At 61.8% G+C, this 25,995-nt stretch carries 19 protein-coding genes, 2 tRNA genes and 2 pseudogenes; 5 read left to right on the top strand and 18 right to left on the bottom strand.

Annotated elements, in window-relative coordinates:
• Positions 1-145: 145 nt before the first annotated feature.
• Both CW360_RS06825 and CW360_RS06820 read right to left on the bottom strand, forming a co-directional pair.
• Positions 146-222, bottom strand: a tRNA-Asp gene (locus CW360_RS06825).
• Between the two features lie 33 nt (positions 223-255).
• Positions 256-331, bottom strand: a tRNA-Val gene (locus tag CW360_RS06820).
• Between the two features lie 262 nt (positions 332-593).
• On the opposite strand from CW360_RS06820, the gene CW360_RS06815 reads away from it, so the two are divergent.
• Both CW360_RS06815 and gspD read left to right on the top strand, forming a co-directional pair.
• Positions 594-1,232, top strand: coding sequence for a type II secretion system protein N (locus tag CW360_RS06815; protein WP_157825259.1), 639 nt, complete (start codon positions 594-596; stop codon positions 1,230-1,232).
• A 1-nt stretch (position 1,233) separates the two neighbouring features.
• A complete protein-coding gene (gene gspD, locus CW360_RS06810) occupies positions 1,234-3,141 on the top strand; it encodes a type II secretion system secretin GspD (RefSeq protein WP_101193183.1) in 1,908 nt (635 codons plus the stop codon).
• A gap of 59 nt (positions 3,142-3,200) precedes the next feature.
• On the opposite strand, the gene CW360_RS06805 is transcribed toward gspD, so the two are convergent.
• From CW360_RS06805 to leuC, 13 genes are all read right to left on the bottom strand, one after another.
• Positions 3,201-4,412: an O-succinylhomoserine sulfhydrylase gene (locus tag CW360_RS06805; RefSeq protein WP_101193182.1), complete on the bottom strand. Its 1,212-nt coding sequence runs from the start codon at positions 4,410-4,412 to the stop codon at positions 3,201-3,203.
• A 56-nt stretch (positions 4,413-4,468) separates the two neighbouring features.
• Entirely contained in the window at positions 4,469-5,974 is a 1,506-nt protein-coding gene (gene purF / locus CW360_RS06800) for an amidophosphoribosyltransferase (RefSeq protein WP_101193181.1), read from the bottom strand.
• A gap of 53 nt (positions 5,975-6,027) precedes the next feature.
• A complete protein-coding gene (locus CW360_RS06795) occupies positions 6,028-6,573 on the bottom strand; it encodes a CvpA family protein (protein WP_101193187.1) in 546 nt (181 codons plus the stop codon).
• Between the two features lie 70 nt (positions 6,574-6,643).
• Positions 6,644-7,222, bottom strand: coding sequence for an SPOR domain-containing protein (locus CW360_RS06790; protein WP_101193180.1), 579 nt, complete (start codon positions 7,220-7,222; stop codon positions 6,644-6,646).
• Positions 7,222-8,487: a bifunctional tetrahydrofolate synthase/dihydrofolate synthase gene (gene folC / locus CW360_RS06785; RefSeq protein ID WP_101193179.1), complete on the bottom strand. Its 1,266-nt coding sequence runs from the start codon at positions 8,485-8,487 to the stop codon at positions 7,222-7,224. Before folC ends, CW360_RS06790 begins: the two co-directional genes overlap by 1 nt.
• A complete protein-coding gene (gene accD / locus CW360_RS06780) occupies positions 8,484-9,368 on the bottom strand; it encodes an acetyl-CoA carboxylase, carboxyltransferase subunit beta (RefSeq protein ID WP_093985816.1) in 885 nt (294 codons plus the stop codon). Before accD ends, folC begins: the two co-directional genes overlap by 4 nt.
• Positions 9,369-9,497: 129 nt before the next feature.
• Positions 9,498-10,118 carry a phosphoribosylanthranilate isomerase gene (locus tag CW360_RS06775; protein ID WP_101193178.1) on the bottom strand — a complete coding sequence of 207 codons (621 nt, stop codon included), beginning with the start codon at positions 10,116-10,118 and terminating at the stop codon, positions 9,498-9,500.
• A gap of 73 nt (positions 10,119-10,191) precedes the next feature.
• Positions 10,192-11,055: a tRNA pseudouridine(38-40) synthase TruA gene (gene truA, locus CW360_RS06770; RefSeq protein WP_101193177.1), complete on the bottom strand. Its 864-nt coding sequence runs from the start codon at positions 11,053-11,055 to the stop codon at positions 10,192-10,194.
• Positions 11,056-11,070: 15 nt separating this feature from the next.
• Entirely contained in the window at positions 11,071-13,860 is a 2,790-nt protein-coding gene (locus CW360_RS06765; RefSeq protein WP_101193176.1) for a motility hub landmark protein FimV, read from the bottom strand.
• A gap of 368 nt (positions 13,861-14,228) precedes the next feature.
• Positions 14,229-15,341, bottom strand: a complete 1,113-nt coding sequence (asd, locus tag CW360_RS06760) for an aspartate-semialdehyde dehydrogenase (protein WP_101193175.1) — start codon at positions 15,339-15,341, stop codon at positions 14,229-14,231.
• 55 nt (positions 15,342-15,396) lie between these two features.
• A complete protein-coding gene (gene leuB / locus CW360_RS06755) occupies positions 15,397-16,479 on the bottom strand; it encodes a 3-isopropylmalate dehydrogenase (RefSeq protein ID WP_101193174.1) in 1,083 nt (360 codons plus the stop codon).
• Between the two features lie 13 nt (positions 16,480-16,492).
• Positions 16,493-17,140 carry a 3-isopropylmalate dehydratase small subunit gene (gene leuD / locus CW360_RS06750; RefSeq protein WP_101193173.1) on the bottom strand — a complete coding sequence of 216 codons (648 nt, stop codon included), beginning with the start codon at positions 17,138-17,140 and terminating at the stop codon, positions 16,493-16,495.
• A gap of 11 nt (positions 17,141-17,151) precedes the next feature.
• Positions 17,152-18,579, bottom strand: coding sequence for a 3-isopropylmalate dehydratase large subunit (gene leuC, locus CW360_RS06745; RefSeq protein WP_101193172.1), 1,428 nt, complete (start codon positions 18,577-18,579; stop codon positions 17,152-17,154).
• A 220-nt stretch (positions 18,580-18,799) separates the two neighbouring features.
• On the opposite strand from leuC, the gene CW360_RS06740 reads away from it, so the two are divergent.
• The 3 genes and pseudogenes from CW360_RS06740 to CW360_RS17065 all read left to right on the top strand — a co-directional run bounded on the left by CW360_RS06740 (position 18,800) and on the right by CW360_RS17065 (position 23,389).
• The gene (locus CW360_RS06740; protein ID WP_093985824.1) at positions 18,800-19,681 is read left to right on the top strand and encodes a LysR family transcriptional regulator; all 882 of its coding nucleotides are present in this window, start codon (positions 18,800-18,802) and stop codon (positions 19,679-19,681) included.
• 84 nt (positions 19,682-19,765) lie between these two features.
• Positions 19,766-20,323: pseudogene (locus CW360_RS17285) on the top strand (PAS domain-containing protein); the annotation flags it as partial.
• A gap of 189 nt (positions 20,324-20,512) precedes the next feature.
• Positions 20,513-23,389 (top strand): annotated as a pseudogene (locus tag CW360_RS17065) (sensor domain-containing protein).
• Here the strand turns inward: CW360_RS17065 and CW360_RS06725 are convergent.
• The 3 genes from CW360_RS06725 to recA form a co-directional block, all read right to left on the bottom strand.
• Positions 23,386-24,342 carry a tRNA dihydrouridine synthase gene (locus CW360_RS06725; RefSeq protein ID WP_101193171.1) on the bottom strand — a complete coding sequence of 319 codons (957 nt, stop codon included), beginning with the start codon at positions 24,340-24,342 and terminating at the stop codon, positions 23,386-23,388. The pseudogene CW360_RS17065 and the gene CW360_RS06725 sit on opposite strands and share 4 nt — an antisense overlap.
• Positions 24,343-24,416: 74 nt before the next feature.
• On the bottom strand, positions 24,417-24,884 hold the full coding sequence (recX, locus tag CW360_RS06720) for a recombination regulator RecX (RefSeq protein ID WP_101193170.1): 468 nt from the start codon (positions 24,882-24,884) through the stop codon (positions 24,417-24,419).
• Positions 24,884-25,927, bottom strand: coding sequence for a recombinase RecA (gene recA, locus CW360_RS06715; RefSeq protein ID WP_093985828.1), 1,044 nt, complete (start codon positions 25,925-25,927; stop codon positions 24,884-24,886). Before recA ends, recX begins: the two co-directional genes overlap by 1 nt.
• Between the last annotated feature and the right edge of the window lie 68 nt (positions 25,928-25,995).

Here is a 25,995-nt window from a genome sequence, read left to right as displayed (position 1 = left end):
GGACTCGAACCCGCGACCCCCGGCGTGACAGGCCGGTATTCTAACCGACTGAACTACCGCTGCATGTCGGTGGGCAAGATGCCCGAAAACTCTTTTTTCAGCAGTTAAAACCACTGAACACAACGCAAAAACGCTGTGTGAAAAATGGCGCAGCGGACGGGACTCGAACCCGCGACCCCCGGCGTGACAGGCCGGTATTCTAACCGACTGAACTACCGCTGCGCGTCGGCCGGGCTTACGCCCGATTCACAAGGATGGTGGGTGATGACGGGATCGAACCGCCGACCCTCTGCTTGTAAGGCAGATGCTCTCCCGGCTGAGCTAATCACCCTTCGCCTTGCGAGGCGCGCAATTTACGCAGAGGCACGCCACAAGTCAACCCTCGCCTGAATTTTTTTCTCTGCGAACAACATGTTGCGTCCCCTGACAAGCTTCACGCGTTCGGGGGATGGTATGCCCGCCAAGGACTGTTATGATCCGCCTCGACCTTCTGCGGTGATCGTACACACGACACTTGCCGTCATGGACGCCAGCAAGCGCCGAAGGTAAGTAGCCAGCCAATAACAATGAGATCGTCACACAGGTTGCAATACGTGCCACCATCCCGCTCAGACACCCCTGCCCAGCGCTGGCCGCTACTTGCCTGCCTGGCACTCCTGCTAATCATGGGCGCCAGCTTTGCCTGGCAACTCCAGCAGCACCTGCAAACACTGCAGAGCCCAGCCAAACAGGCCATATCGCCACGCCTGCACAACGCCGCCGGCAACCCGGACATTACCTTTCTGGCGCGCTTGTTCGGCAATGCGCCAAACCCCGCCAGTACGAGCCAACCGACCCGCCTCAAATTGCGCCTTGAAGGTAGCTTCGTACAGGCCGACCCCGCCGGTTCCAGCGCCATCATTCGCCACCAGGACAAGAGCCGTCGCTACCGGGTAGGCGATGAAATCACTCCCGGAGTGATCCTCCAGCACATTGCCCCCCTGGAAGTCCGGCTACTACGCCAAGGGCACCTGGAAACGCTGGCCTTCCGCCCTGCCGGCCACGCACTGCAAGCGGTAGCGGAACGACGCAGCGAGCCTTCCCCGGACAGCCCCCCCGACACCGAGCAAGCGTTGCAAGACCTGCATGCGGACGACCTTGCGCGCCTGCAGGAGCGCATGAACAGCCTGCGCGAACAGCTGCAACTGGACAACTCCACGCCCCCTAACCAGCCCTCCACGGACGCCCCCTGAGATGACGCTCAAGCCTGGCCTGCTTTCCCTTGCCCTTGCCGCCGCCCTCTGTCTGTCATTCCCCGCAGCAGCCAATACGGCCAGCAACGCAGACACCCCAGAGCGCTGGGTCATCAACCTGAAAAACGCTGAAATTGCTGATTTCATTGAGCAAGTTGCACAAATCAGCGGGCAGACCTTCGTCGTGGATCCGCGCGTCAAAGGCCAGGTCAGCGTTATTTCTCAAGCGTCCCTATCGCTCAGCGAGGTCTATCAACTGTTCCTCTCGGTCATGGCCAGCCACGGCTATACCGTGATTGCCCAGGGCGAACAGGCACGCATCGTGCCCAATGCCGAAGCGAAAAGCGAAGCCAGCACGCTGCGCGGCAAGGAAGCCATGGAGACACGCCTGCTAGTCGTGCAACACGCTCCAGTCGCCGACCTGATCCCGTTGATCCGCCCGCTGGTTCCGCAGCATGGGCATCTGGCTGCGGTCACCTCGGCCAACGCCCTGATCGTTACCGACCGCGCCGCCAATATCGAGCGCATCGCCCGCCTGCTGGAACAGGTCGACCATCAGGGCGAGCATGACTACAGCGTGATCAACCTGCAGCACGCCTGGGTCGAAGATGCTGCCAAAGTCCTGGAAAACGCTCTGCCACGCGGCCAGAGCAAAGGTTCAGGCAGCACCCAGATCATTGCCGACAGCCGCAGCAATCGGCTGATCCTGCTCGGCCCGGACAAGGCCCGCGCGCGCCTGGTACGCCTGGCACAAAGCCTCGACAACCCCAGCCAGCGTTCAGCCAATACGCGGGTTATTCGCTTGCGCCACAACGACGCCAAGAGCCTGGCGGAAACCCTCGGCGAATTTTCCGAGCAACTCAAGGAAAGCAGCGGCGAAAGCAGCAAGAGCCGGCAACTGATGATTCGCGCTGACGAGAGTCTCAACGCCCTCATCCTACTGGCCGAACCTGACATGCTCAGTACGCTGGAGGGGATTGTCCAGCAACTGGATGTACCGCGCGCCCAGGTGCTGGTAGAGGCAGCTATCGTGGAGATTTCCGGTGATATCAGCGATGCCATCGGCGTGCAGTGGGCGATCGACGCTCGCGGGGATAAAGGCGGTCTCGGTGGCGTCAACTTCAGCAATACCGGCTTGTCGGTCGGCACAGTGATCGGCGCCATTGCCAACGACAAACTGCCCGACAACCTGAACCTGCCCGACGGCGCCATCGTCGGCGTGGGCAGTGACAACTTCGGCGCACTCATCACCGCACTGTCGGCCAACAGCAAGAGCAACCTGCTGTCCACCCCCAGCCTGCTGACCCTGGACAACCAGAAGGCGGAGATTCTGGTCGGACAGAACGTGCCCTTCCAGACCGGCTCCTACACCACGGATGCCGCCGGCGCCAACAACCCCTTCACCACCATCGAGCGCAAGGATATTGGCGTGACCCTCAAGGTCACCCCGCACATCAACGAAGGCGGCGCTCTTCGCCTGGAGATCGACCAGGAAATTTCCTCCATCGCACCGACCACTACGCTCAACTCAAGGGCTGTCGACCTGGTTACCAATAAACGCTCGATCAAAAGCACCATCCTCGCCGGCGACGGACAGATCGTCGTGCTCGGCGGCCTGCTTCAGGACGATGTCACTCAGTCTGACTCCAAGGTACCTCTGCTGGGCGATATCCCGCTGCTTGGGCGACTGTTTCGCTCCAGCAGCGAAAGCCACGTCAAGCGCAACCTGATGGTCTTCCTGCGACCCACCGTGGTTCGCGACAGCAACGGCCTGGCCGCGCTGGCCGAACAAAAGTACGGCAGCATTCGCCTGTACGGCGGCGACCAGCCCGCCGGCCGTCACAACCTACTACCCGAGCGCGCCGAACGGCTGTTCCAGCAAGGCCAGCCCATCGATCTGCGCCCCTAACACAAGAACCCCAGATAGACAAAAGGCAGCCTAGGCTACCTTTTGCATCAGGAGAATACTCAGACCTGAGCCAGTCCCCGCGCCAGATCGGCCTGGATATCCGCGATATCTTCAAGCCCTACGGCAATCCGCAGCAAACCATCGCTGATGCCGGCGCGCTGACGATCCTCGGCCGATAAACGTCCGTGGGTAGTCGACGCCGGATGGGTGATGGTGGTCTTGCTGTCCCCCAGGTTGGCCGTGATGGAAATCATCCGTGTGGCATCCACACAGCGCCAGGCCGCCGCCTTGCCGCCGCGCACCTCGAAACTGACCACCGCACCAAAGCCCGTCTGCTGCCGACAAGCCAGCGCATGCTGCGGATGACTGGGCAGGCCGGCATAGTAGACATGCTCAACCTGCGGCTGCTGCTCCAGCCACTCCGCCAACTGTTGAGCCGCGGCACAGTGAGCCTGCATGCGTAGACGCAGGGTTTCCAGGCCCTTGAGGAACACCCAGGCATTGAACGGACTGAGCGTCGGCCCGGCGGTACGCAGGAAGCCCACCACCTCTTTCATCTGCTCGGCACGCCCGGCCACCACACCGCCCAGGCAACGCCCCTGGCCATCGATGAACTTGGTCGCCGAATGAATGACGATATCCGCTCCCAGCGCCAAGGGCTTCTGCAATACCGGCGTACAGAAGCAGTTGTCGACGGCAAGCCAGGCACCTCCGGCATGGGCAATTTCCGCCAGCGCAGCGATGTCCACCAATTCCGCCAACGGATTGGAAGGTGACTCGACAAACAGCAGCCTGGTGTTGTTCCGCAACGCATCACGCCAGGCCTGCAGGTCGGTCAACGGCACGTAGTCGACCTGCACACCAAAACGCTTGAAGTACTTGTCGAACAGGCTGACCGTGGCACCGAATACGCTGCGCGAAACCAGCACATGGTCACCGGCACTGCACAGGCTCATGACCATGGCCAGGATCGCTGCCATGCCGGAGGCCGTCGCGACCGCCTGCTCGGCCCCTTCCAGCGCCGCAATACGCTCCTCGAAGGTGCGCACGGTCGGATTGGTGTAGCGCGAGTAGACATTGCCTGGCTGTTCACCAGCAAACACCGCGGCGGCCTCGGCCGCACTGCGAAACACATAGCTGGAACTGGTGAACAGCGCCTCGCCATGCTCACCTTCCGGGGTGCGCCGCTGCCCGGCACGCACTGCCAGGGTATCGAAACCCACGCCGTGCAGATCGCTGTCCAGGCGACCCGCCTGCCATTCTTGCGTCATGATGCTACCTCATTGGGGCGCCGGCCCAGTCCGGGCACACAGCAAACAACGGCCGCTTAGTTGTTGTACAGGTCGATGATCGCACTGACCATCTGGCTGGCCACCTTGGCGCCATCGTTACGCGCTTGCTCGATACGCGCCAGGTAAGCCTCGTCGACATCACCCGTGACGTATTGGCCGTCGAAGACTGCACAGTCGAACTCATCGATCTTGATCTTGCCACCACCGACCGCTTCCTTGAGGTCATCGAGGTCCTGATAGACCAGCCAGTCGGCGCCAATCAGCTCAGCCACTTCCTCGGTACTGCGACCATGAGCGATCAACTCGTGAGCGCTCGGCATGTCGATGCCGTAGACATTCGGGTAACGCACCGCCGGTGCCGCCGAGCAGAAGAACACGTTTTTCGCTCCGGCCTCGCGAGCCATCTGGATGATCTGCTTGCAGGTCGTGCCACGCACGATGGAGTCATCCACCAGCATGACGTTCTTGCCACGGAACTCCAGATCAATGGCATTGAGCTTCTGCCGCACTGATTTCTTGCGGGCTGCCTGGCCAGGCATGATGAAGGTCCGTCCGATATAGCGATTTTTCACGAAGCCCTCACGGAACTTCACGCCCAGCCGGTTGGCCAACTCCAATGCCGAGGTACGGCTGGTGTCGGGAATCGGGATGATCACGTCGATACCATGATCAGGACGCTCGCGGAGAATCTTCTCGGCCAGTTTTTCGCCCATGCGCAAACGCGCCTTGTAGACCGACACACCGTCCATGATCGAATCCGGACGCGCCAGATAGACATGTTCGAAAATGCACGGCGAGAGACGTGCCTGCTGGGCACACTGACGGGTATGCAGTTTGCCGTCCTCGGTGATATAGACCGCCTCGCCGGGTGCCAGATCGCGGATCAGCGTGAAGCCGAGCACATCAAGCGCAACGCTCTCGGATGCAATCATGTACTCCACACCCTCATCGGTATGCCGCTGGCCATACACGATGGGACGAATCCCCTGGGGATCGCGGAAGCCGACGATGCCATAGCCGGTGATCATGGCCACCACCGCATAACCGCCACGGCAACGCTGATGCACCCCGGATACGGCGGCAAAGACATCCTCCTCATCCGGTTTGAGCTTGCCGCGTACCGCCAACTCGTGGGCGAATACGTTGAGCAGCACCTCCGAGTCGGAGTTGGTGTTCACATGGCGCAGATCCGAGGCATAGATTTCCTGGGTCAACTGCTCGACGTTGGTCAGGTTGCCGTTGTGCGCCAGGGTGATGCCATAGGGCGAGTTGACATAGAACGGTTGCGCCTCAGCCGAACTGGAGCTGCCTGCGGTGGGATAGCGCACATGACCGATGCCGACATTGCCGAACAATTGCTGCATGTGGCGCTGCTGGAAGACATCGCGCACCAGGCCGTTATCCTTGCGCAGGAACAGCTTGCCGCCATGACTGGTCACGATACCGGCAGCGTCCTGGCCACGATGTTGAAGCACGGTAAGCGCGTCATACAGCGCCTGATTGACGTTCGACTTACCGACCATACCGACGATGCCACACATGCGACGCAACCTCTATTCAGTGAAACAGGCTAATGAGCTAAGCATGACCGACCTCAAGGGGGCGGCAGCTGCATGGAAAAAGGTAAGGAGGCGGGCTCGCTGACACCACTGGCCAGCCATTGGCTGCCCAGCCCCAGCACCAGGTTCTTTGACCAGTCGGCCACCAGCAGGAAATGCGGCAACAGCACCGATTGATGCCACCACAGGTCTTCCTGCACCGGCGCCAGGCTCAGCAAACCGACCAGTACCACTACCAGCAGACCACCACGAGCGGCCCCGAACACCATGCCCAGAAAACGATCGGTACCCGAAAGCCCGGTGACCCGGATCAGCTCACCGATGAGAAAGTTGACCAGCGCCCCAACCAGCAGGGTCACCACGAAAAGTATTACGCAGGCACTGATCACCCGCGCCGAAGGCGTACTGATGTAGTCCTGCAGATGATGCGCCAGAGCGCCACCGAACAACCAGGCCACCGCACCGGCGATCACCCAGGTCAGCAGCGACAGGGCTTCCTTGACGAACCCTCGACGCAGGCTGATCAGGCTGGAAACCAGAATGATGGCGATGATCGCCCAATCGACCCAGGTGAATGTCACGGCAATGTCCGCATGCACAAGAGGTGCGGGATTTTAGCAGAGCCACTCCCCCGCTTAACAGCGCACTGCGTCAGTTCCGCTCCGGCTGGAAGCGTACGATGAAGCCATCCAGCTGCAACTGACGCTTGAGCTGCTCACGCAAGCGCTCCGCTTCCGTCTTCTCGATGACCGGGCCGACCAGCACCCGCGTCTTGCCCTCGAAGCTGCGCACATAGGCGTTGTAGCCCTGGGCACGCAGTTTCTGCTGCAAGGCCTCGGCGCCTTCGCGGCTGGCCAGACTGGCCAACTGCACCGACCAGCTACGCGGCAGGCCTGCCTCATCCAGCCCCGCCACAGGCGTACCGCTAGCCAGGGGAGCCTGACTCGACGGAACCTCAGCGACCACGGGCGGCTCCTGCTCGACTACCGGCACGACAGGCTCGGCAGCGTGCTCGGGCATGGCCTGCAACGGCGGAATGTCGAGCGGCTCGACCGGTTCCGGGGTCACAATGAGGCTGTCCGCTGGCTCCGGCATGGCCGGCGCTACAACCTGCACATCACGCGCCTCATCCGGACGGGAAAACAGCATGGGCAGGAACACCACGGCCAGCGCCAACAGCACCAGCGCCCCGACAATACGTTGCCGCAATCCCCGATCGAGCAAAGCCATCATCCTTCCCCTTGCGTCTGCAGCCAGGTCAGCGCCTCGGCCACACAGAAAAACGAACCGAACACCAACACCTCGTCGCCTTCCTGTGCCTGGGCACATTGAATATCAAGCGCCGAGCATACGGAATCTGCCTGCCGCACCGAAACCCCGGCTTCGCGAAGATAGTCAGCCAACTCTGCGGCCGTTCGGCTCCGCGGGCTATCAAGGGGCGCCACGCACCAGTCCTGACAGAGCTCGAGCAGCGGCTGCAGGACGCCAGGTAAATCCTTATCGGCCAGTAAGCCGAACACCGCAAGGCGACGACGCGGACGCTGCCGTAGTCGCTGCGCCAAGTAGTGTGCGGCGTGCGGGTTATGCCCGACATCCAGCAATAACGCGACGCGCTTGCCACGCACGGTTACCTGACAACGCTGCAAGCGCCCTGCCAGCTGGGTTTCAGCCAGTGACTGGCGCAACCGTTGAGCCTCCCAGGGCAACCCAAGTAACGCATATGCCTGCAATGCCAGCGCGGCATTCTCCACGGGCAGATCAAGCTCGGGGAGGGCCTCCAGCTGCAGGGGATGCCCCTGGGCATCAACCCCATGCCAGTCGCGATCTGCCAGAGCAAAAGAGCGACCGCGCACATGCAACGGACAGCCCAGGCGCTGCGCCTCATCCAGCAACGGCTGCGGTACATCCTCATCACCGCACAGGGCGGCATGACCAGCGCGCAGAATGCCGGCTTTCTCACGCGCCACCGATTCGCGACTGTCGCCCAACCACTCGACATGATCAACACCGATACTGGTAATCAACGCCAGATCGGCATCCACCAGGTTGACCGCATCCAGCCGGCCACCCAGCCCTACCTCCAGCACCAGCGCATCCAGTTCCTGCTGTTGGAAAATCCAAAACGCCGCCAGCGTGCCCATTTCGAAATAGGTCAGGGAAATATCGCCGCGCCGCGCTTCCACAGCGGCAAAAGCTTCGCACAGCAGCTCGTCCGTCACCGGCTGGCCATTGATCTGTACCCGCTCGTTGTAACGCAACAGGTGGGGCGAAGCATACACAGCAACCCGCAAACCCTGGCCGCGCAACAGACTGGCCAGAAAGGCACAGGTCGAGCCCTTGCCATTGGTGCCGGTAACGGTGATCACCCGGGGAGCCAGACGTCCCCGAGCGAGGCGCTGCCAAACCGCAGCGGCACGTTGCAACCCCATGTCGATAGCGACCGGATGCAGTTGTTCCAAGTAGCTCAACCAGCTGGCCAGGTCACGCTCCGTCATGCACAGGCCGCCCCGGCAAAGGGCGAGGGCTGGCCGCCCAGCTGCGCCAGCAGACGAGCCAGGCGCTCACGCAACTCGGCACGCGGGATGATCATGTCAATCGCCCCATGCTCCAGAAGAAACTCGCTACGCTGGAAACCTTCCGGCAGTTTTTCGCGCACGGTCTGCTCAATGACACGCGGCCCGGCAAAACCGATCAACGCGCGCGGCTCAGCGACGATGACATCACCGAGCATGGCCAGGCTGGCCGACACGCCGCCATAGACCGGATCGGTCAGCACCGAGATGAACGGCACGCCTTCTTCGCGCAGGCGCGCCAGCACTGCCGACGTTTTGGCCATCTGCATCAGCGAGAGCAGGGCCTCCTGCATACGCGCGCCCCCCGAAGCAGAAAAACAGATCAGCGGGATGCGCTGCTGCAGGGCAACATTGGCGGCACGCACAAAGCGCTCGCCGACCACCGCGCCCATGGAACCGCCCATGAAGCTGAATTCAAAGGCACAAGCCACTACCGGCAAGCCATGCAAGGCCCCGCGCATGGCCACCAGGGCGTCCTTCTCACCGGTATCTTTCTGCGCAGCCAGCAAGCGATCCTTGTACTTCTTGCTGTCACGAAACTTCAGACGATCCACCGGTTCCAGCTCGGCAGCGATTTCCTCGCGTCCACTTTCGTCAAGAAACATGTCCAGACGCGCCCGTGCACCGATACGCATGTGGTGCTGACACTTAGGGCAGACATCCAGGGTTTTCTCCAGCTCCGGCTTGTACAGCACGGCATCACAGGAGGGACACTTGTGCCAGAGGCCTTCAGGGACCGAGCTTTTCTTTACCTCCGAACGCATGATCGACGGGATCAGCTTGTCTACCAGCCAGTTGCTCATGCTTGCTCAACTCCTTCAGAAGCCAAATTCTTGTCAGGCCGCCAGGGGCGACGGCAATCACGCACTATGCAGTGCAATGTCAGGCTATGGACGGTTGCCTGGTACGCATCGTCACACCTGGCTGGGCAATCAGGCACCGCGCACGGCCTGCACGAAGGCCGCCATCCGCATGGGGTCTTTGATGCCCTTGGCCAGCTCGACGCCGCCACTCACATCCACCGCATAGGGTCGGGCACAGGCAATGGCCTGCGCGACATTATCAGGATGCAGCCCGCCCGCCAAAATGATCGGCAAACCACCCTCCTGCGGTACCTGCTTCCAGTCAAAGGCCGCCCCGGTGCCTCCCGGCACACCTTCGACATAGGTATCCAGCAGAATACCTCGCGCATCGGCGTACTCTGCCATCTCAGCCTGCAGGTCGATGCCCGGACGCATGCGCAGTGCCTTGATATACGGGCGCGCATAGCCACGACAGTCGTCGGCAGCCTCGTCACCATGAAACTGCAGCAAGTCCAGCGGCAGTTGATCAAGCAGGCTCTGCAGGTTTTTCCGTGGCATGTCGACAAACAAACCCACACTGCTTACGAAAGGCGGCAAGGCCGCAAGAATCGCGGCGGCTTGCTGGATGCTGACCGCACGCGGGCTGGGCGGATAGAACACCAGGCCAATGGCATCCGCTCCGGCGGCTACCGCAGCCAGGGCATCCTCCACACGGGTAATCCCGCAGATCTTGCTGCGCACACGCGCCATATTCCATGCTCCTGGCTACTCATCAGCGAGCCACTTGATATCCGGCGCACACGCCGCCTCTTGCTCAAACGCCTCAGCGCCTGTGCACATCCTGCAGTCCCGAGAGAAAATGTGGCCCCAGGTAACGCTCAGGCAGGGCGAACTCCTCGGGATACTCCACGTTCACCAGGTACAAGCCGTAGGGGTGCGCAGTCACTCCAGCATCGCGCCTGTTGCGACTGGCCAGCACCTCTTCGACCCAGACTACTGGACGCTCCCCGGCGCCAATAGTCATCAGCACCCCAGCCATATTACGCACCATGTGGTGGAGGAAGGCATTGGCTCGCACATCCAACACAATAAAGCGTCCCTGTTGCAAAACCTGAAAGTGATGGATGGTCTTGACGGGGGACTTGGCCTGGCACTGTCCCGCCCGGAATGCACTGAAATCATGAGTACCCAAGAGCGCCTGGGCCGCCTCCTGCATGCGCTGGGCATCCAGCGGCCGGTGATTCCAGGTGACCTCTTCGGCCATGTGCGCTGGGCGCACCGGATCGTTATAGATCACATAGCGATAGCGCCGCGCCACAGCGCTGAAACGCGCATGGAAGTGGCGCGGCATGACCTGTGCCCAGGTCACGCTGATATCCTTGGGCAGATACATATTGGCGCCCATGATCCAGGCATGCAGCGGACGCTCGACTTGCGTATCGAAATGCACCACCTGGCCACTGGCATGCACGCCGGCATCGGTACGACCGGCACAATTGATCGTCAGTACCTCGCCCCCCGCGACCCTCGACAGAGCCTGCTCGAGGCAGGCCTGCACACTGGGCACGCCGGCATTCTGCCGTTGAAAACCATGATAACGACTACCCCGGTACTCAATACCCAGGGCAATTCTGGAAAAGCCAACGGCCGCCCATTCGGCGGCCGTGGTGGTTACTGCATCAGTCATGAAAAGGCATCGAACTCAGGTCAGGCTGGCAATCAGCTCGCGTGCTTCCTGCTGTTGAGCTTCGGAACCTTCCTGGACCACTTCTTCGAGGATGTCACGGGCGCCTTCAGCATCACCCATGTCGATGTAGGCACGGGCCAGATCCAGCTTGGTGGCTGTTTCGTCGGTACCGGAGAGGAAGTCGAACTCGTCGTCATCCAGCCCCGGGGTACTGGGCAGTGACTCGGCTACCGGTTCCTGAGCCTCCAGGCTATCGCTAAGCTCACCCAGTTCGGCACTGACCTGATCCAGCTGGCTGGCAAAATCGGCCACTGCGGCTTCCGGCTGCATGTCGTCCTCCATGGACAGGTCGAAATCAGCCGGCAAATCGAGGCCAGCCAGCTCATCATCACCAGCCGCAGGCAGCGCAGCGGGGGCCTCCTCCAGCGGGGCAGCGGAGACCGACAACTCGTCTTCCAGGGTCAGCAGGAAATCATCCTCATCCAGCACTGGCGTTTCAGCCTGGGCGGCAGCAGGCGCATCAAGCTCCAGGCTGAACTCATCCAAAGCACTGTCGGCAACACTACTGGGCTGCTCGTCAAGGGCCAGGGCAAAGTCCAGCTCACTGTTGCTCAGCTCCGGAATGTCTGCCGAGGGAGCGCTCTGCGGCTGGTCAAGCTGCAGGTCGTCAAAGGCCAAATCATCCAGCGACAGCGCATCGACTGGCTCGTCAGCAGGTTTCGCCGCCGCCTGAATATCGGCTTCAAGATCAGCTTCAAGCTCATCAAGGCTGATGTCGAAGGCATCGTCAAGGTCGTCAGCCGCCGGCTGCGCGGCCGGTTCATCAAGCAGCAAATCATCCAGCCCGGCGTCGAGACTGGCAGCACTCGCCGCTGCCACCGCAGCCAAGCCAACCGCCATAGCGGGGTACTTGTTACGCAGCTGTTCCAGTTCGCGCTGCACGCCACCAATTTCTTCCAGCTCGCCATGCTGACGGGCAAAACCCTCACGGTCACCCAGCTCGGCCTGGACCTCCATCAGCTTCAGACGCAGATCGCTGCGCTGGGGCTCCTGATTGATGGCGTTGTGCAGCAGTTCAGCCGCCTGGGGGAAGCGACCGTAAGCGATGTAGATCTCCGCTTCGCCCAACGCATCAGCAGTTTGCGGAGTAAGCGGCGCTTCTTCGAACTGCTTGTCAGTATCAGTTTCCGGCACGCCCTGATCGAAGGCATCGGCAAAGCTGCTTTCCGGCATGTCCAGATCGTTTTCCAGACTGCTGCTGTGTGCATCCTGCTCCAGCTGGCTCTGCAGTTCAGCTTCCTTCTGCGCATTACGGCGCGACACTGCCATCAGGCCGAGCAACAGCAGCAACAGTGCGCCACCGCCAGCTGCACCCAGCAACATCTGGTTGGCCAACAGCTCGTCCAGCCAGCTTTGCTCTGCAACCGGTGCCGGAGGCGGAGTCACTGGCTTGGCCGGTGCAGCCGGCTGCACCGGAGTAGCGGGCTTAACGACTTCGACAGGGCGCACAACCTCGGCAGCCGGAGCCTGCTCGGCGGGCTTCTCGGTGTAATTGAAATCAGGCTCGGCCGGCGCGGCGGGAGCGGCCTCAACCGGAGCGGCGGGAGCAACCGGCGCAGCGGCCTTCTCTACAGCGGGCTGAGTAACCGCTGCCGGTGCGGAGGATGGCGTAGCAGCCGGCTGCTTGGCCAGATCAGCTTGCAGCTTGGCCAGTTGCTCATCCTTCAGCGCCACCAGCTTCTGCAACTTGTCGAGCTGGCTCTGCAGGTCGCCCAGGCGACCCGTCAGCTCCTGATTTTCACGGCGCGTTGAATCCAGGCTTTCCTGGGTCACCGCGAGTTTGTCTCGCAGGGCCTTGGCATCGGCAGCGCCCTTGTCGCTACCCGCAACGGCTTTACCACTGTCAGCGGATACCAGACGCAGATTGTCCTTGCTTGCCGACTGGCTGGGAGCCGCGTCCGCTACGCTACGCGGCGTGGCATCCAGCTGGCGCTGTGCCGGTGCGCTGCGCCCATCACGCCAGGCAGCATTCTGTTCGGCAACCTGAGCCACCGCCTGCCCCTGGGTACGGCTGGCAACCTGGTCTGCCGAGGGCATGCGTAGTACCTGGCCACGTTTCATGCGGTTGATGTTACCGCCTACGAAAGCATCGGGATTCAGCTCAAGAATGGCCAGCATGGCCTGATGCACACTACCGCCCTGACGGTGACGCGAAGCAATTTCCCACAGGGTGTCGTTGGGCTGGGTGCGATATTCGCCAGGCGCAGCAGCGGGTGCGCTTCTGGCAGGTGCCGCACTGCGCGGAGCCGCGGCGGGTACACGCGCCTGCCCAGCACTGCGCGGGGCGGCAGCCACGGGGGCAGCAACCGGAGCCTGCAAGGGCGCAGCGATCGGTTGCGGGTTATACAAGGGCGGATCGAGCAGCAGTGTGTACTCACGCAGCAACCGACCGTTTGGCCAGAGCACTTCCACCAGGAAATTCAAATAAGGCTCGCGTACCGGCTTGTTCGAGGTGACCTGGATGACACTCTTGCCGTTCGGCTTGACCACGGGAGTGAACTTCAGGCCGGTGAGGAAAAATTGTCGATCAACTCCGGCCTTGCTGAACTCTTCGGGAGATGCCAGGTTGGAAATCAACTCGCTGGCGGACAGATCGCGTGTATCCAGCAATTCGATCTCGGCGACCAGAGGCTGGTTGAGAGCAGACTTCAAGGTCACTTCGCCCAACCCCAGCGCATTGGCCATACCTGAACTCAGCGCCGAAGCAGCCGCAATTGCCAATGCCAGTTTGCGAACCCGAATCATAGCGTAATCCCTTGTTTTATCTTTTATTCTCGTCAAGCGAGAGGGGTCTTGATGCTGCTGCCTACGCGCCCTGCAAGGGCGTATCCCCGCCAGCTGGCCACCAAGCCAGTATTGTCAAGCTAGAAAGAATCTTCAAATTTTCCGGTAAGTATCTTTGACAGATAGTGTTTTATCAATAATTCGACAAACTGCACAGGCGCAGGGCCCATGCCTTTTACCGGATAACCGGAAACACCGCACACTTTGCGCCGGCACACATGCTGCCGGCAATCTGCGTCTATCGTCCAGCCCCAGTATTGACGCAGCGCACAAAAAACACGCCCCGGAAAACCGGGGCGTATTCAGCAGTCTAAGTACTCAAGGCACACTCAACGTTCCAGCAGGATGCGCAGCATGCGCCGCAACGGCTCGGCCGCTCCCCACAGCAGTTGGTCACCCACAGTAAAGGCACCGAGGTACTGCGAGCCCATGTTGAGCTTGCGCAGACGCCCCACCGGCACAGTGAGGGTGCCAGTCACGGCGGTCGGCCCCAGCTCGCGCATACTAGCCTCGCGCTGGTTGGGCACCAGCTTGACCCAGGGATTGTGCTGACTGATCAGTTGCTCGATGTCAGCCATCGGCACATCCTTGTTCAGCTTGATGGTCAATGCCTGGCTGTGGCAACGCATCGCGCCCACACGCACACACAGGCCATCCACGGGGATAGGATTCTTGTTGCGACCCAGAATCTTGTTGGTCTCGGCCTGGCCTTTCCACTCCTCGCGGCTCTGCCCGTTGGGCAACTCCTTGTCGATGTAGGGGATCAGGCTACCGGCCAGCGGCACGCCGAAGTTGTCCACCGGGAAGCCTTCGCCACGCATGGCTTCAGCCACCTTGCGATCGATATCGAGGATGGCGCTGGCCGGATTAGCCAGATCGTCAGCCACAGCGCCATGAATGGCACCCATTTGCTTGATCAGCTCGCGCATGTTCTGCGCACCCGCGCCGGAGGCTGCCTGGTAGGTCATGGCGCTCATCCACTCGACCAGACCGGCTTCGTACAGCCCCCCCAGCGCCATCAGCATCAGGCTGACGGTGCAGTTGCCGCCGATGTAGTTCTTGGTACCCGCATCCAGCTGCTGATCAATCACCTTGCGGTTGACCGGATCCAGCACAATAACCGCATCATCGGCCATACGCAGGCTGGACGCCGCATCGATCCAGTAGCCAGTCCAGCCGGCTTCGCGCAGCTTGGGGAAGACCTCACTGGTGTAGTCGCCACCCTGGCAGGTCAGGATCACATCGAGGCTCTTCAGCTCATCAATGCTGTAGGCATCCTTCAGCGGGGCAATGCCCTTACCAATGGCAGGGCCCTGGCCACCGACATTGGAGGTAGTGAAGAACACCGGCTCGATCAGGTCGAAGTCCCGCTCTTCCAGCATGCGCTGCATGAGCACGGAACCGACCATGCCACGCCAACCGATCAGACCTACACGTTTCATAACGACTACACCTATATAAGCAGCCCGCCGGAACCACCCCGGCGGGACTGGAAGATTACAGACTACGCAGCGCTTCTACCACCGCATCGCCCATGGCGGCAGTGCCTACCTTGGTCTTGCCTTGCGACCAGATGTCGCCGGTACGCAGCCCCTGATCCAGTACGAGGCTGACGGCCTGCTCGATGGCATCGGCGGCTTTGACCTGGCCAAAGCTGTAACGCAGCATCATCGACACCGAGAGGATGGTCGCCAGCGGGTTGGCAATGCCCTGGCCGGCGATGTCCGGCGCCGAGCCGTGGCACGGCTCGTACATGCCCTTGTTGTTGGCATCCAGGGAGGCCGAGGGCAGCATGCCGATGGAACCGGTGAGCATCGAAGCTTCATCGGAGAGGATGTCGCCGAACATGTTGTCGGTGACCATCACGTCGAACTGCTTCGGCGCGCGCACCAGCTGCATCGCAGCGTTGTCGACGTACATGTGGCTCAATTCGACGTCTGGGTAATCCTTGGCCACTTCCTCGACCACGGCACGCCACAGCTGGCTGGAGGCCAGCACGTTGGCCTTGTCCACCGAGCAGAGCTTCTTGTTGCGCACCATGGCCATGTCGAAGCCGACCTTGGCGATGCGGCGGATTTCGCTCTCGCTGTACGGCAGCGTGTCGTAAGCCATGCGCTCGCCGTTTTCCAGCACCTTGCTCTCGCGCGGCTGGCCGAAGTAGATGCCGCCGGTCAGCTCACGCACGATAAGGATGTCCAGGCCGGCGACCACTTCCGGCTTGAGGCTGGAGGCCTCGGCCAGTTGCGGATAGAGAATGGCCGGACGCAGATTGCCGAACAGGCCCAGCTGCGAGCGGATCTTCAGCAGGCCACGCTCCGGGCGGATGGCCGGATCAATGGTGTCCCACTTCGGCCCACCCACAGCGCCGAGCAGCACGGCGTCGGCGGCGCGGGCGCGCTCCAGGGTCTCGTCGGCCAGCGGCACGCCATAACGGTCGATGGCCGCACCGCCCAGGTCATCGAAGCTCAGCTCGAAACCGAGGTTGTATTTCTCATTGGCCAGGTTCAGCACCTTGACCGCCTCGGCCATGATTTCCGGGCCGATACCGTCGCCCGGAAGAACCAGAATCTGCTTGCTCATGTTCAATCCTTAATTACTTGATCGCGCCGAACAGCCAGGGGCTGCTCTGCTGGTGTTTGGCCTCGAAGGCCTTGATCGCTTCCGCGTCCTGCAGGGTCAGGCCGATGTCGTCCAGACCATTGAGCAGGCAGTGCTTGCGGAAGGCATCGATCTCGAAACTGTACTGCACGCCATCCGGACGGGTCACGGTCTGCGCCGCCAGGTCCACGGTCAGCTGGTAACCCTCGGTGGCCTCGGCCTGCTGGAACAGCGCATCGACCTCTTCATCCTTGAGGATGATCGGCAGCAGGCCGTTCTTGAAGCTGTTGTTGAAGAAGATGTCGGCAAAGCTCGGCGCGATCACGGTGCGGAAGCCGTACTCGTCCAGCGCCCAGGGCGCGTGCTCGCGGCTCGACCCGCAGCCGAAGTTCTCGCGCGCCAGCAGCACGCTGGCACCCTGGTAGCGCGGGAAGTTCAGCACGAAGTCCTTGTTCAGCGGACGGTTCGAGCAATCCTGGTTCGGCTGGCCGACATCCAGGTAGCGCCACTCGTCGAACAGGTTCGGGCCGAAGCCGGTGCGCTTGATGGACTTCAGAAATTGCTTGGGAATGATCTGGTCGGTGTCGACGTTGGCACGATCCAGCGGAGCCACCAGACCAGTGTGTTGGGTAAAGGCTTTCATCATCTGTCTCCTCAGGCCTGGATCAGTTCACGCACGTCGATAAAGTGACCGGTCACGGCAGCGGCCGCGGCCATGGCCGGGCTGACCAGGTGAGTACGGCCACCGGCGCCCTGACGGCCCTCGAAGTTGCGGTTGGAGGTCGAGGCGCAGTGCTCACCGCTGCCCAGCTTGTCCGGGTTCATCGCCAGACACATGGAGCAGCCCGGCTCACGCCATTCGAAACCGGCTTCGATGAAGATCTTGTCCAGCCCCTCGGCCTCGGCCTGCGCCTTGACCAGACCAGAGCCCGGCACCACCAGCGCCTGCTTGACGGTCGCGGCGACCTTGCGGCCCTTGGCCACCTCGGCGGCGGCGCGCAGGTCTTCAATACGCGAGTTGGTGCAGGAGCCGATAAACACGCGGTCCAGCTTGATCGTGGTGATCGGCTGGTTGGCGGTCAGGCCCATGTACTTGAGCGCGCGGACGATGGAGTCGCGCTTGACCGGGTCGGCCTCGGCTGCCGGGTCCGGCACCTTCTCATCCACCGCCAGAACCATCTCCGGCGAGGTGCCCCAGGACACCTGCGGCTTGATGTCTTCTGCCTTCAGCTCGACCACGGTGTCGAACTGCGCATCGGCGTCGGACACCAGGCCCTTCCACTGCTCGACGGCCTTGGCCCAGTCAGCACCCTTCGGCGCGAACGGACGGCCTTCGACATAGGCAATAGTCTTTTCATCGACAGCCACCAGACCGACGCGCGCACCGGCCTCGATGGCCATGTTGCAGATAGTCATGCGGCCTTCCATGGACAGGTCACGGATAGCGCTGCCGGCAAACTCCAGCGCGTGGCCGTTACCACCGGCGGTGCCGATCTTGCCGATGATGGCCAGCACGATGTCCTTGGCGGTGACGCCGAAGGGCAGCTTGCCCTCCACGCGCACCTGCATGTTCTTCATCTTCTTGGCCACCAGGCACTGGGTGGCGAGCACATGCTCCACCTCGGAGGTACCGATGCCATGGGCCAGCGCGCCGAAGGCGCCGTGGGTGGAGGTGTGCGAGTCGCCGCAGACCACGGTCATGCCCGGCAGGGTGGCGCCCTGCTCCGGACCGACCACGTGGACGATGCCCTGGCGGCTGTCGTTCATCTTGAATTCGAGGATGCCGAAGTCATCGCAGTTCTCATCGAGAGTCTGCACCTGAATGCGCGACACCTCATCGACGATGGCTTCCAGGCCACCCTGGCGCTCGGCGCGGGTGGTCGGCACGTTGTGGTCCGGGGTAGCGATGTTGGCGTCGATGCGCCACGGCTTGCGCCCGGCCAGACGCAGCCCCTCGAAGGCCTGCGGCGAGGTCACTTCGTGGAGAATCTGCCGGTCAATGTAGATCAGCGACGAACCGTCGTCGCGGCGCTTGACCTCATGCATCTCCCAGAGCTTGTCGTACAACGTTTTGCCAGCCATCAGCTATCCCTCATCAGCGTCTTTATATGCCAGGGCGAATGCCCCTTTGGCTTATGTGGAGAGATGCTATGATTGCGGAACAAATAACTCAAATTCATATTTTTTATCCCAAGCATTCCTTACAAGAATGCCCAGACACTTCAAGCGTCAAGTCACCAGCCGCACGCCAAAACCCAGCGGTTCGACCTGCCGCTGGTGGCTTGCCGCCTGGAGCTATCCCATGGATCTGGCCAATCTCAATGCCTTCATCACCGTGGCCGAACTGGGCGGTTTTTCCGTAGCAGCCGAACGCCTGCACCTGACCCAGCCAGCGGTGAGCAAACGTATCGCCGGCCTGGAGCAGCAACTGGGCGTCAGGCTGTTCGATCGCCTGGGCCGCGAAATAAGCCTGACTGAGGCCGGGCGCGCCCTGTTACCGCGCGCTTACCAGATCCTCAACGCACTGGACGACACGCGTCGCGCGCTGACCAACCTGTCCGGGGAAGTCAGTGGTCGACTGACCCTGGCCACCAGCCACCACATCGGCCTGCATCGCTTACCTGCCCTGCTACGCCGCTTTACCCACAGCCACCCCGACGTCGCCCTGGATATTCAGTTCCTCGATTCGGAGGTCGCCTATGAGCAGGTCGTGCATGGCCATAGCGAACTGGCGGTCATCACCCTGGCGCCGCATACCGAGCCGCCCATCGCGGCCCGTGCAGTCTGGGACGATCCACTGGACTTCGTGGCCGCCCCCGAACACCCACTGGCCCGTGCGCAGCAGATCAGTCTGGCGGACATTGCCGCCTATCCAGCGGTTTTTCCCGGCGACAACACCTTCACCCACCACATCGTGCGCCGTCTGTTCGAGGGGCAGCGGTTAAGCCCCAATATCGCCATGAGTACCAACTACCTGGAAACCATCAAGATGATGGTTTCCATCGGCCTGGCCTGGAGCGTACTGCCGCGCACCATGCTCGATGCCCAGGTGGTGCGCCTGCCACTTCCCGGCATCCAACTGACCCGCCAGCTCGGTTATATCCGTCACCAGGAACGCACATTGTCCAATGCGGCACAGGCTTTCATGCGCTTACTCGACCAACAGCGTGGCAATCTGCCCTGAGATCACTTGCGCACAGCAGTCAGGGCGAACTATGGTGCAGAAAACAACAAAAGGCGCTGTCCGAATGCCGTGGAAAAGCCGCCCATGATGCCCACTCCTGTCGTTGAAACGCAGTCTGCCAACCGTGTATCCGCCGCGTTGGACAACCCGCTGCTGCAAGCTGCCTTACAGGCTGCAGGCTTGGGCCTGTGGATCTGGCATGTCGACGAAGATCGCCTGCACCTGTGCGACGCGGCGCTGAGTTTGCTGGATTGCGTACCCGAGCATCGGCCCACCAGCCTGGCGCATTACCTGCAACTGCTGCCGATCGCGCAGCGTGAAAGCATCGCCGCGCAACTCCAGCTACTGAGCGATGGCCAGCGCCAGCAACTGCAGCTGTCTCACGCAGTGCTGCACGGCACACAACGCTTGCAGCTGCAGATACAACGCCAACAGCTGCCTACAGAGCCCCTGCGGATCGTTGGCGTATTACAACGACTCAGCCCGACAGAGCAGCTCACCCCGACGCTCGGCGATGACCTGCTGTTCCAGCAAAGCCCTCAGGCCATGCTCCTGCTGCGCTATGACGACGGCTGCATTCGCGCCGCCAACCAACAGTTCTGCAGCCAGTTCGGCTGGCACGCACAACAGGTACTGGGAAGTACCACCCTGCAACTGGGGCTCTGGGCCAACCCCGAAGAACGTGGCCTGGTACGCAAGCTGGATCCGGAAACCACCTCGGTACTCAAGCGCGAGATCACCCTGCGCAGCCACGATGGCAGCCTGCTGCAAGGCCTCCTGCTGTTGCGCCAACTGCCTATTGAGGGGCAGCGTCACCTGCTCTGTACCTTCATTGAAGATGGCCAGCGCCGTGCTAGCGAAGCCGCCTGGCACAACAGCGAGGAAAAGTTCGCGAAGATTTTCCGCAGCACGCCCAACACCGTAGTGATTACAGAAATGAGCAGCGGTCGCTTCATCGCGGCCAACCCAGCCTTTGAAGAGCAGTTCGGCTGGAGCGAAGTCGAAGTACTCGGCCGAACGTCCCTTGAGTTGGGTATCTGGATAGACCCTGTCGATCGTCAGCGCATGCTGGCCGCACTGCAGAGCAATGAGGGCTTGCAGCATCTGGAAGTGAACTTGCGCCATCGCGATGGCAGCACCAGCGTCAACCTGCTGTATGGCCGCCCCATGACGCTCGATGGCCTGCCTTGCCTGATCCTCAGCCTGCGCGACATCAGCCTGCAACGCCAACAGGAACAAGCCCTGCGCAATAGCGAGCAGCGTCTCAAACTGGCCCTCGAAGCCGCTCGCCTGGGCACCTGGGAATGGCACGTACCCAGTGGCCAACTGTTTGCCTCGGCGCGTACCGCGGAGCTGCATGGCCTGCCCGCACAACCGTTCTACGACGTCTACCACAAACTGTTTCGTCATCTGCCAGAGCGCGATCAGCAACGCCTCACCGCGCAATACCGGGAGCTCCTCGCCCAACCAGGGCGTTTGCACGCCGTGCATTATCAGGTACAAGCCGAGAACGGCCAGCTGTTCCAACTGGAGTCGCTGGCCACGCTTTATCTGGATGCCGACGGCCAGCCCCTGCGCATGAGCGGCGTGGTGGCCGATATCAGCGAACGCATCGAGCGTCAGCGCCAGCTACAAGCCTCGGAAGCCAAGTTTGCCTCACTGTTCCAGTCCAGCCCCGAGCCAATCTGCGTCTCGCGCATGGAGGACGGGCTGTTCATCGAAATCAACCCGAGCTTTACCCAGGTATTTGGCTGGGAACCCCATGAGTTCGTCGGCCGCAACGCCCAGCAGCTACAATTCTGGGCCAACCCTGCGCAGCGCCAACAGTTGTTTGCCAAGATGCAGCGCCAGGGCCGACTCGACAACGAACTGATCGCTTTCCACCACCGCGCCGGTCAACTGCTCACCTGCGAGGTGTCGACCCGCCTGCTATCCGCCGCGCATGAAGCACTGATTGTTTCCACCTTCCGCGACGTCACCGAGATTCAGCGCGCTCAGGAAGCCCTGCGCATCAGTGAGGAACGCTTTGCCAAGGCCTTCCATGCCTCACCGGATGCAATCAGCCTGAGCGAACGCGCCACCGGACGTTTTATCGAAGTCAACGAAGGCTTCTGCCGACTGAGTGGTTACAGCAGCGAGCAGATCGTTGGTTATACCGCTTATGAACTGGGCGTCTGGGCCGAAGGCCAGCGGGAACTCCTGCTGGAACAGATGAGCCATTACGGCCACGTCCACAACCTTGAACTGACCGCGCAGAATCGCAACGGCGAAGCCATTGCCATCAGCGTCTCGGTCGAGCCGTTGATCCTCGACGGCATGGAGTGTCTGTTGATGATCGCCCGCAACATCAGCGAGCTGAAACAGGCACAGGCACAGATCCACCACCTGGCCTACCACGACCCGCTGACCAACCTGCCCAATCGCACCCTGTTGCTGGATCGTCTCAACCAGCAGATCGCCCTGCTGACTCGCCACGATCTGCGTGGCGCACTGCTCTATCTCGATCTGGATCATTTCAAGCACATCAACGACTCGCTCGGCCATCCGGTCGGCGATGCGGTGCTGAAAATGCTCACGGCCCGCCTGGAGAGCTGCGTACGCCAGGAAGATACCGTGGCCCGCCTGGGCGGCGACGAGTTCGTAGTGCTGCTCACCGGCCTGGAGGGCGATTATCAACACGCCGTCGAGCAGGCCCAACAGGTCGCCGACAAACTGCGTGCACTGCTGGCCGAACCCATGCTGATCGATGGTCACCGCCTGCAGGTGACCCCGAGCATCGGCATTGCCCTATTGCCCGATCACGGCCGCTGCCCGGCTGACCTGCTCAAACGCGCCGACATTGCCCTGTATCGTGCCAAGGACAGCGGGCGCAATGCCGTCACACTGTTCCACGCCAGCATGCAGGCAGCCGCCAGTGAGCGACTGCGCCTGGAAAGCGAACTGCGCCAGGCGCTGGCTCGCGAAGAGTTCGAGCTCTACTACTAGCCACAGGTGGATAGCCGCAGCGGTCGCATCATCGGCGCCGAAGCCCTGCTGCGCTGGCAACATCCGCTACTGGGCATGCAATCACCGGCCGTATTCATCCAGGTGCTTGAGGAGTGTGCGCTGATCATCGAGGTCGGCGACTGGGTATTGCAGCGCGCCTGCGAAGACACCGCTCACCTGCTGGCCAGCGGGCATATTCAGGGCAGCGACTTCTGTTTGAGCGTCAACATCAGCCCCAGGCAATTCCGCCAAAGCGACTTCGTCGACAAGGTCACCCGCTGCCTGCAACGCAGCCAACTACCGGCGCGCCTGCTCAAGCTGGAAATCACCGAAGGGATCGTTATCCAGAGCCTGGACGACACCATTGCCAAGATGCAGCAATTGCGTCAGCTCGGCGTACGCTTTGCCATGGACGACTTCGGCACCGGCTACAGCTCACTGACCTACCTCAAACGTCTACCCATGGATGTACTGAAAATCGACCAGTCATTCGTGCGCAATGCCAGTCACGACAGCAACGATGCCGAGATCATCCGTGCCATTGCCGCCATGGCCAAGAGCCTGGGCCTGGAACTGATTGCCGAAGGCGTGGAAACCGCCGAGCAACTGGCGATGATCCAGGAGCAGGGCTGCCATCTTTACCAGGGCTTCCTGTTCAGCCCGGCCCTGCCGCTGGGCGAATACCAGCGCCTGCTGGCCCGCCAGCTACGCCAGGTGCGTTAGGCCGGCGGTGTACTGGCCATCAGCAGCGCGTCGATAGCGGCACAGTCCTGCAGTCCGCGCAGCGCCACGAACAGCGCCTGCGCCTGCACATAGTTGCGGGTCAGCATGCCCAGCCACTGCTTCATGCGCCCAGGGGCGTAGCGCGGGCCGAGTTTGCCCTGCGCCAGCAGCCAGAAACGCATCAGCAGCGGCCATAACGCTTGCCACTGCAGGGCCGGCAACGCTTCGCCACGTCGTGCTGCCTCAATCTGCAGAGCCAGATCCGGGCGCGAGACCAGACCACGTCCGAGCATCACATCGTCCACACCACTGATGGCCCGGCAACGCTGCCAGTCGTCTACCGACCACACCTCGCCATTGGCCAGCACCGGCACCGGCACCGCCTCATTGACCCGCGCCACCCACTCCCAGTGGGCCGGCGGCTTGTAGCCATCGACCTTGGTACGCGCGTGTACCACCAGTTGTCCTGCCCCACCGGCTGCCAGCGCCCGAGCACAGTCCAATGCACCCTCCGGACTGTCGTAGCCCAGACGCATCTTGGCGGTCAGGGGCACCGCAGCAGGCAAGGCGCGGCGCACGGTTTCAGCAATACGAAACAGCAACTCCGGCTCCTTGAGCAGCACCGCACCACCACGCGAGCGGTTCACGGTCTTGGCCGGGCAGCCAAAGTTGAGGTCAATCACCGGAGCGCCCAGCTCCACCGCCAATGCAGCGTTCTCGGCCAGACACTGTGGATCAGAACCGAGCAACTGCAGGCGCATAGGCGTCCCCGCCGCCGTGCGCGAACCTTGCGCCAGCTCAGGTGCCAGTTTGTGAAAACTGGCTGCCGGCAATAGACGATCGTTGACCCGCACAAATTCGCTGACACACCAGTCAATACCACCCACGCCGGTCAGCAGTTCGCGCAGGATGTCGTCAACCAGACCTTCCATGGGTGCCAGGGCTATCTGCACGATATGTCTCACATAACAACGGGGGCGCGATTGTAGCCGGGCTGCCGGCATGGCCATAGCGCTGGCTGGCTGTTTCAGTCGTCTGTGCCGCGGGCGCCCCGCCACAGGCGATTGATCTGCTCGGCCGAGTACCCCCGATAAGCCAGGAAGCGTGCCTGTTTGGCACGCTCCCGGGCATCCGCAGGCCACTGTCCGAAGCGCTTTTGCCAAAGCCCGTGCAACAACGCCTGCCAATCCACTTCAGCCGCCTGCAGCGCCGCAGCGATGGCCTCACGCGGCAGGCCGCGCTGCGCCAACTCCTCACGAATACGCAACGCTCCATGGCCTGCTCGGGCACGACTGGCAATGAAGCTTTCCAGGTAACGCCCTTCGTTCAGTAAGCCTTCTTCAGCCAAGCGCTGCACGGCCTGTTCGATCAACTCGGGCGCTGCACCGCGCCTGAGCAGCTTGCGACTCAGCTCGACATAGCCATGCTCGCGTTGCGCGAGCAGATCCATGGCCGCCCGCCGCACCGCGGCGGGGCTATCGAGCGGGGTGCTCATCAGCTGTCCAGCTCGACCAGTTCATCCTGATCGACCGCACCTTTCTGGGCCGCGCCACTGACCAGCAGTTTCTCGCGGATCTGTTGCTCGATGGTCTTGGCCACCTCCGGGTTGTCCTCCAGGTACTTGGCGGCATTGGCCTTGCCCTGGCCGATCTTGCTGCCCTGGTAGCTGTACCAGGCACCGGATTTTTCCAGCAGACCCTGCTGCACGCCCAGGTCGATGACCTCACCACTGCGGTAGATGCCCTTGCCGTAAAGGATCTGGAATTCCGCCTGACGGAAGGGCGGCGCGACCTTGTTCTTCACCACTTTCACGCGGGTTTCGCTACCCACCACTTCATCACCTTCCTTGACCGCGCCAATCCGGCGAATGTCCAGGCGTACCGAGGCGTAGAACTTCAGGGCATTCCCCCCGGTCGTGGTTTCCGGGCTACCGAACATCACGCCGATCTTCATGCGGATCTGGTTGATGAAGATCACCAGGCAGTTGGCATTCTTGATATTGCCGGTGATCTTGCGCAGTGCCTGGCTCATCAGGCGCGCCTGCAGGCCCACATGCGAGTCACCCATCTCACCTTCGATCTCCGCCTTGGGTACCAAGGCCGCCACCGAGTCGACGATGATCACGTCCACCGCATTGGAACGCACCAGCATGTCGGTGATTTCCAGCGCCTGCTCGCCGGTGTCTGGCTGCGAAACCAGCAGGTCGTCGACGTTAACCCCCAGCTTGCCGGCATAATCCGGGTCAAGCGCGTGCTCAGCATCGACGAAGGCACAGGTTGCCCCGAGCTTCTGCGCCTCGGCAATGACCGAGAGAGTCAGGGTCGTCTTACCCGACGATTCCGGACCGTAGATTTCGACAATACGCCCCTTGGGCAAACCACCAATACCCAGTGCGATATCCAGACCCAGCGAGCCGGTGGAAATGGCCGGAATGGCCTGACGCTCATGGTCTCCCATGCGCATCACCGCGCCCTTGCCAAACTGCTTCTCGATCTGGCCGAGGGCCGCCGCCAGTGCGCGTTTTTTATTGTCGTCCATAGCCATCCTCATTCATCAGGGCCGGGGCAATGCCGGCAAACAACTGTATATGTAGCCAGTAGTATTCC

Origin of the sequence: Pseudomonas fluvialis, from assembly GCF_002835605.1 — a bacterium.
Classification (GTDB): Bacteria; Pseudomonadota; Gammaproteobacteria; order Pseudomonadales; family Pseudomonadaceae; genus Aquipseudomonas; species Aquipseudomonas fluvialis.
Note: the sequence above shows the minus strand (reverse complement) of the source record. Positions and strands in the feature narration are given on the sequence as shown.

Coding starts and splice junctions, on each gene's coding strand:
- folC (WP_101193179.1), bottom strand. CDS start 8,487: ATGACGGAGCGTGACCTGGCCAGCTGGTTGAGCTACTTGGAACAACTG.
- leuC (WP_101193172.1), bottom strand. CDS start 18,579: ATGGCTGGCAAAACGTTGTACGACAAGCTCTGGGAGATGCATGAGGTC.
- CW360_RS06765 (WP_101193176.1), bottom strand. CDS start 13,860: ATGATTCGGGTTCGCAAACTGGCATTGGCAATTGCGGCTGCTTCGGCG.
- recA (WP_093985828.1), bottom strand. CDS start 25,927: ATGGACGACAATAAAAAACGCGCACTGGCGGCGGCCCTCGGCCAGATC.
- truA (WP_101193177.1), bottom strand. CDS start 11,055: ATGACTGATGCAGTAACCACCACGGCCGCCGAATGGGCGGCCGTTGGC.
- leuD (WP_101193173.1), bottom strand. CDS start 17,140: ATGAAAGCCTTTACCCAACACACTGGTCTGGTGGCTCCGCTGGATCGT.
- asd (WP_101193175.1), bottom strand. CDS start 15,341: ATGAAACGTGTAGGTCTGATCGGTTGGCGTGGCATGGTCGGTTCCGTG.
- CW360_RS06775 (WP_101193178.1), bottom strand. CDS start 10,118: ATGGCGCGTGTGCGCAGCAAGATCTGCGGGATTACCCGTGTGGAGGAT.
- leuB (WP_101193174.1), bottom strand. CDS start 16,479: ATGAGCAAGCAGATTCTGGTTCTTCCGGGCGACGGTATCGGCCCGGAA.
- CW360_RS06790 (WP_101193180.1), bottom strand. CDS start 7,222: ATGGCTTTGCTCGATCGGGGATTGCGGCAACGTATTGTCGGGGCGCTG.
- CW360_RS06740 (WP_093985824.1), top strand. CDS start 18,800: ATGGATCTGGCCAATCTCAATGCCTTCATCACCGTGGCCGAACTGGGC.
- accD (WP_093985816.1), bottom strand. CDS start 9,368: ATGAGCAACTGGCTGGTAGACAAGCTGATCCCGTCGATCATGCGTTCG.
- purF (WP_101193181.1), bottom strand. CDS start 5,974: ATGTGTGGCATCGTCGGTATGGTCGGTAAGTCGAACGTCAATCAGGCG.
- gspD (WP_101193183.1), top strand. CDS start 1,234: ATGACGCTCAAGCCTGGCCTGCTTTCCCTTGCCCTTGCCGCCGCCCTC.
- recX (WP_101193170.1), bottom strand. CDS start 24,884: ATGAGCACCCCGCTCGATAGCCCCGCCGCGGTGCGGCGGGCGGCCATG.
- CW360_RS06805 (WP_101193182.1), bottom strand. CDS start 4,412: ATGACGCAAGAATGGCAGGCGGGTCGCCTGGACAGCGATCTGCACGGC.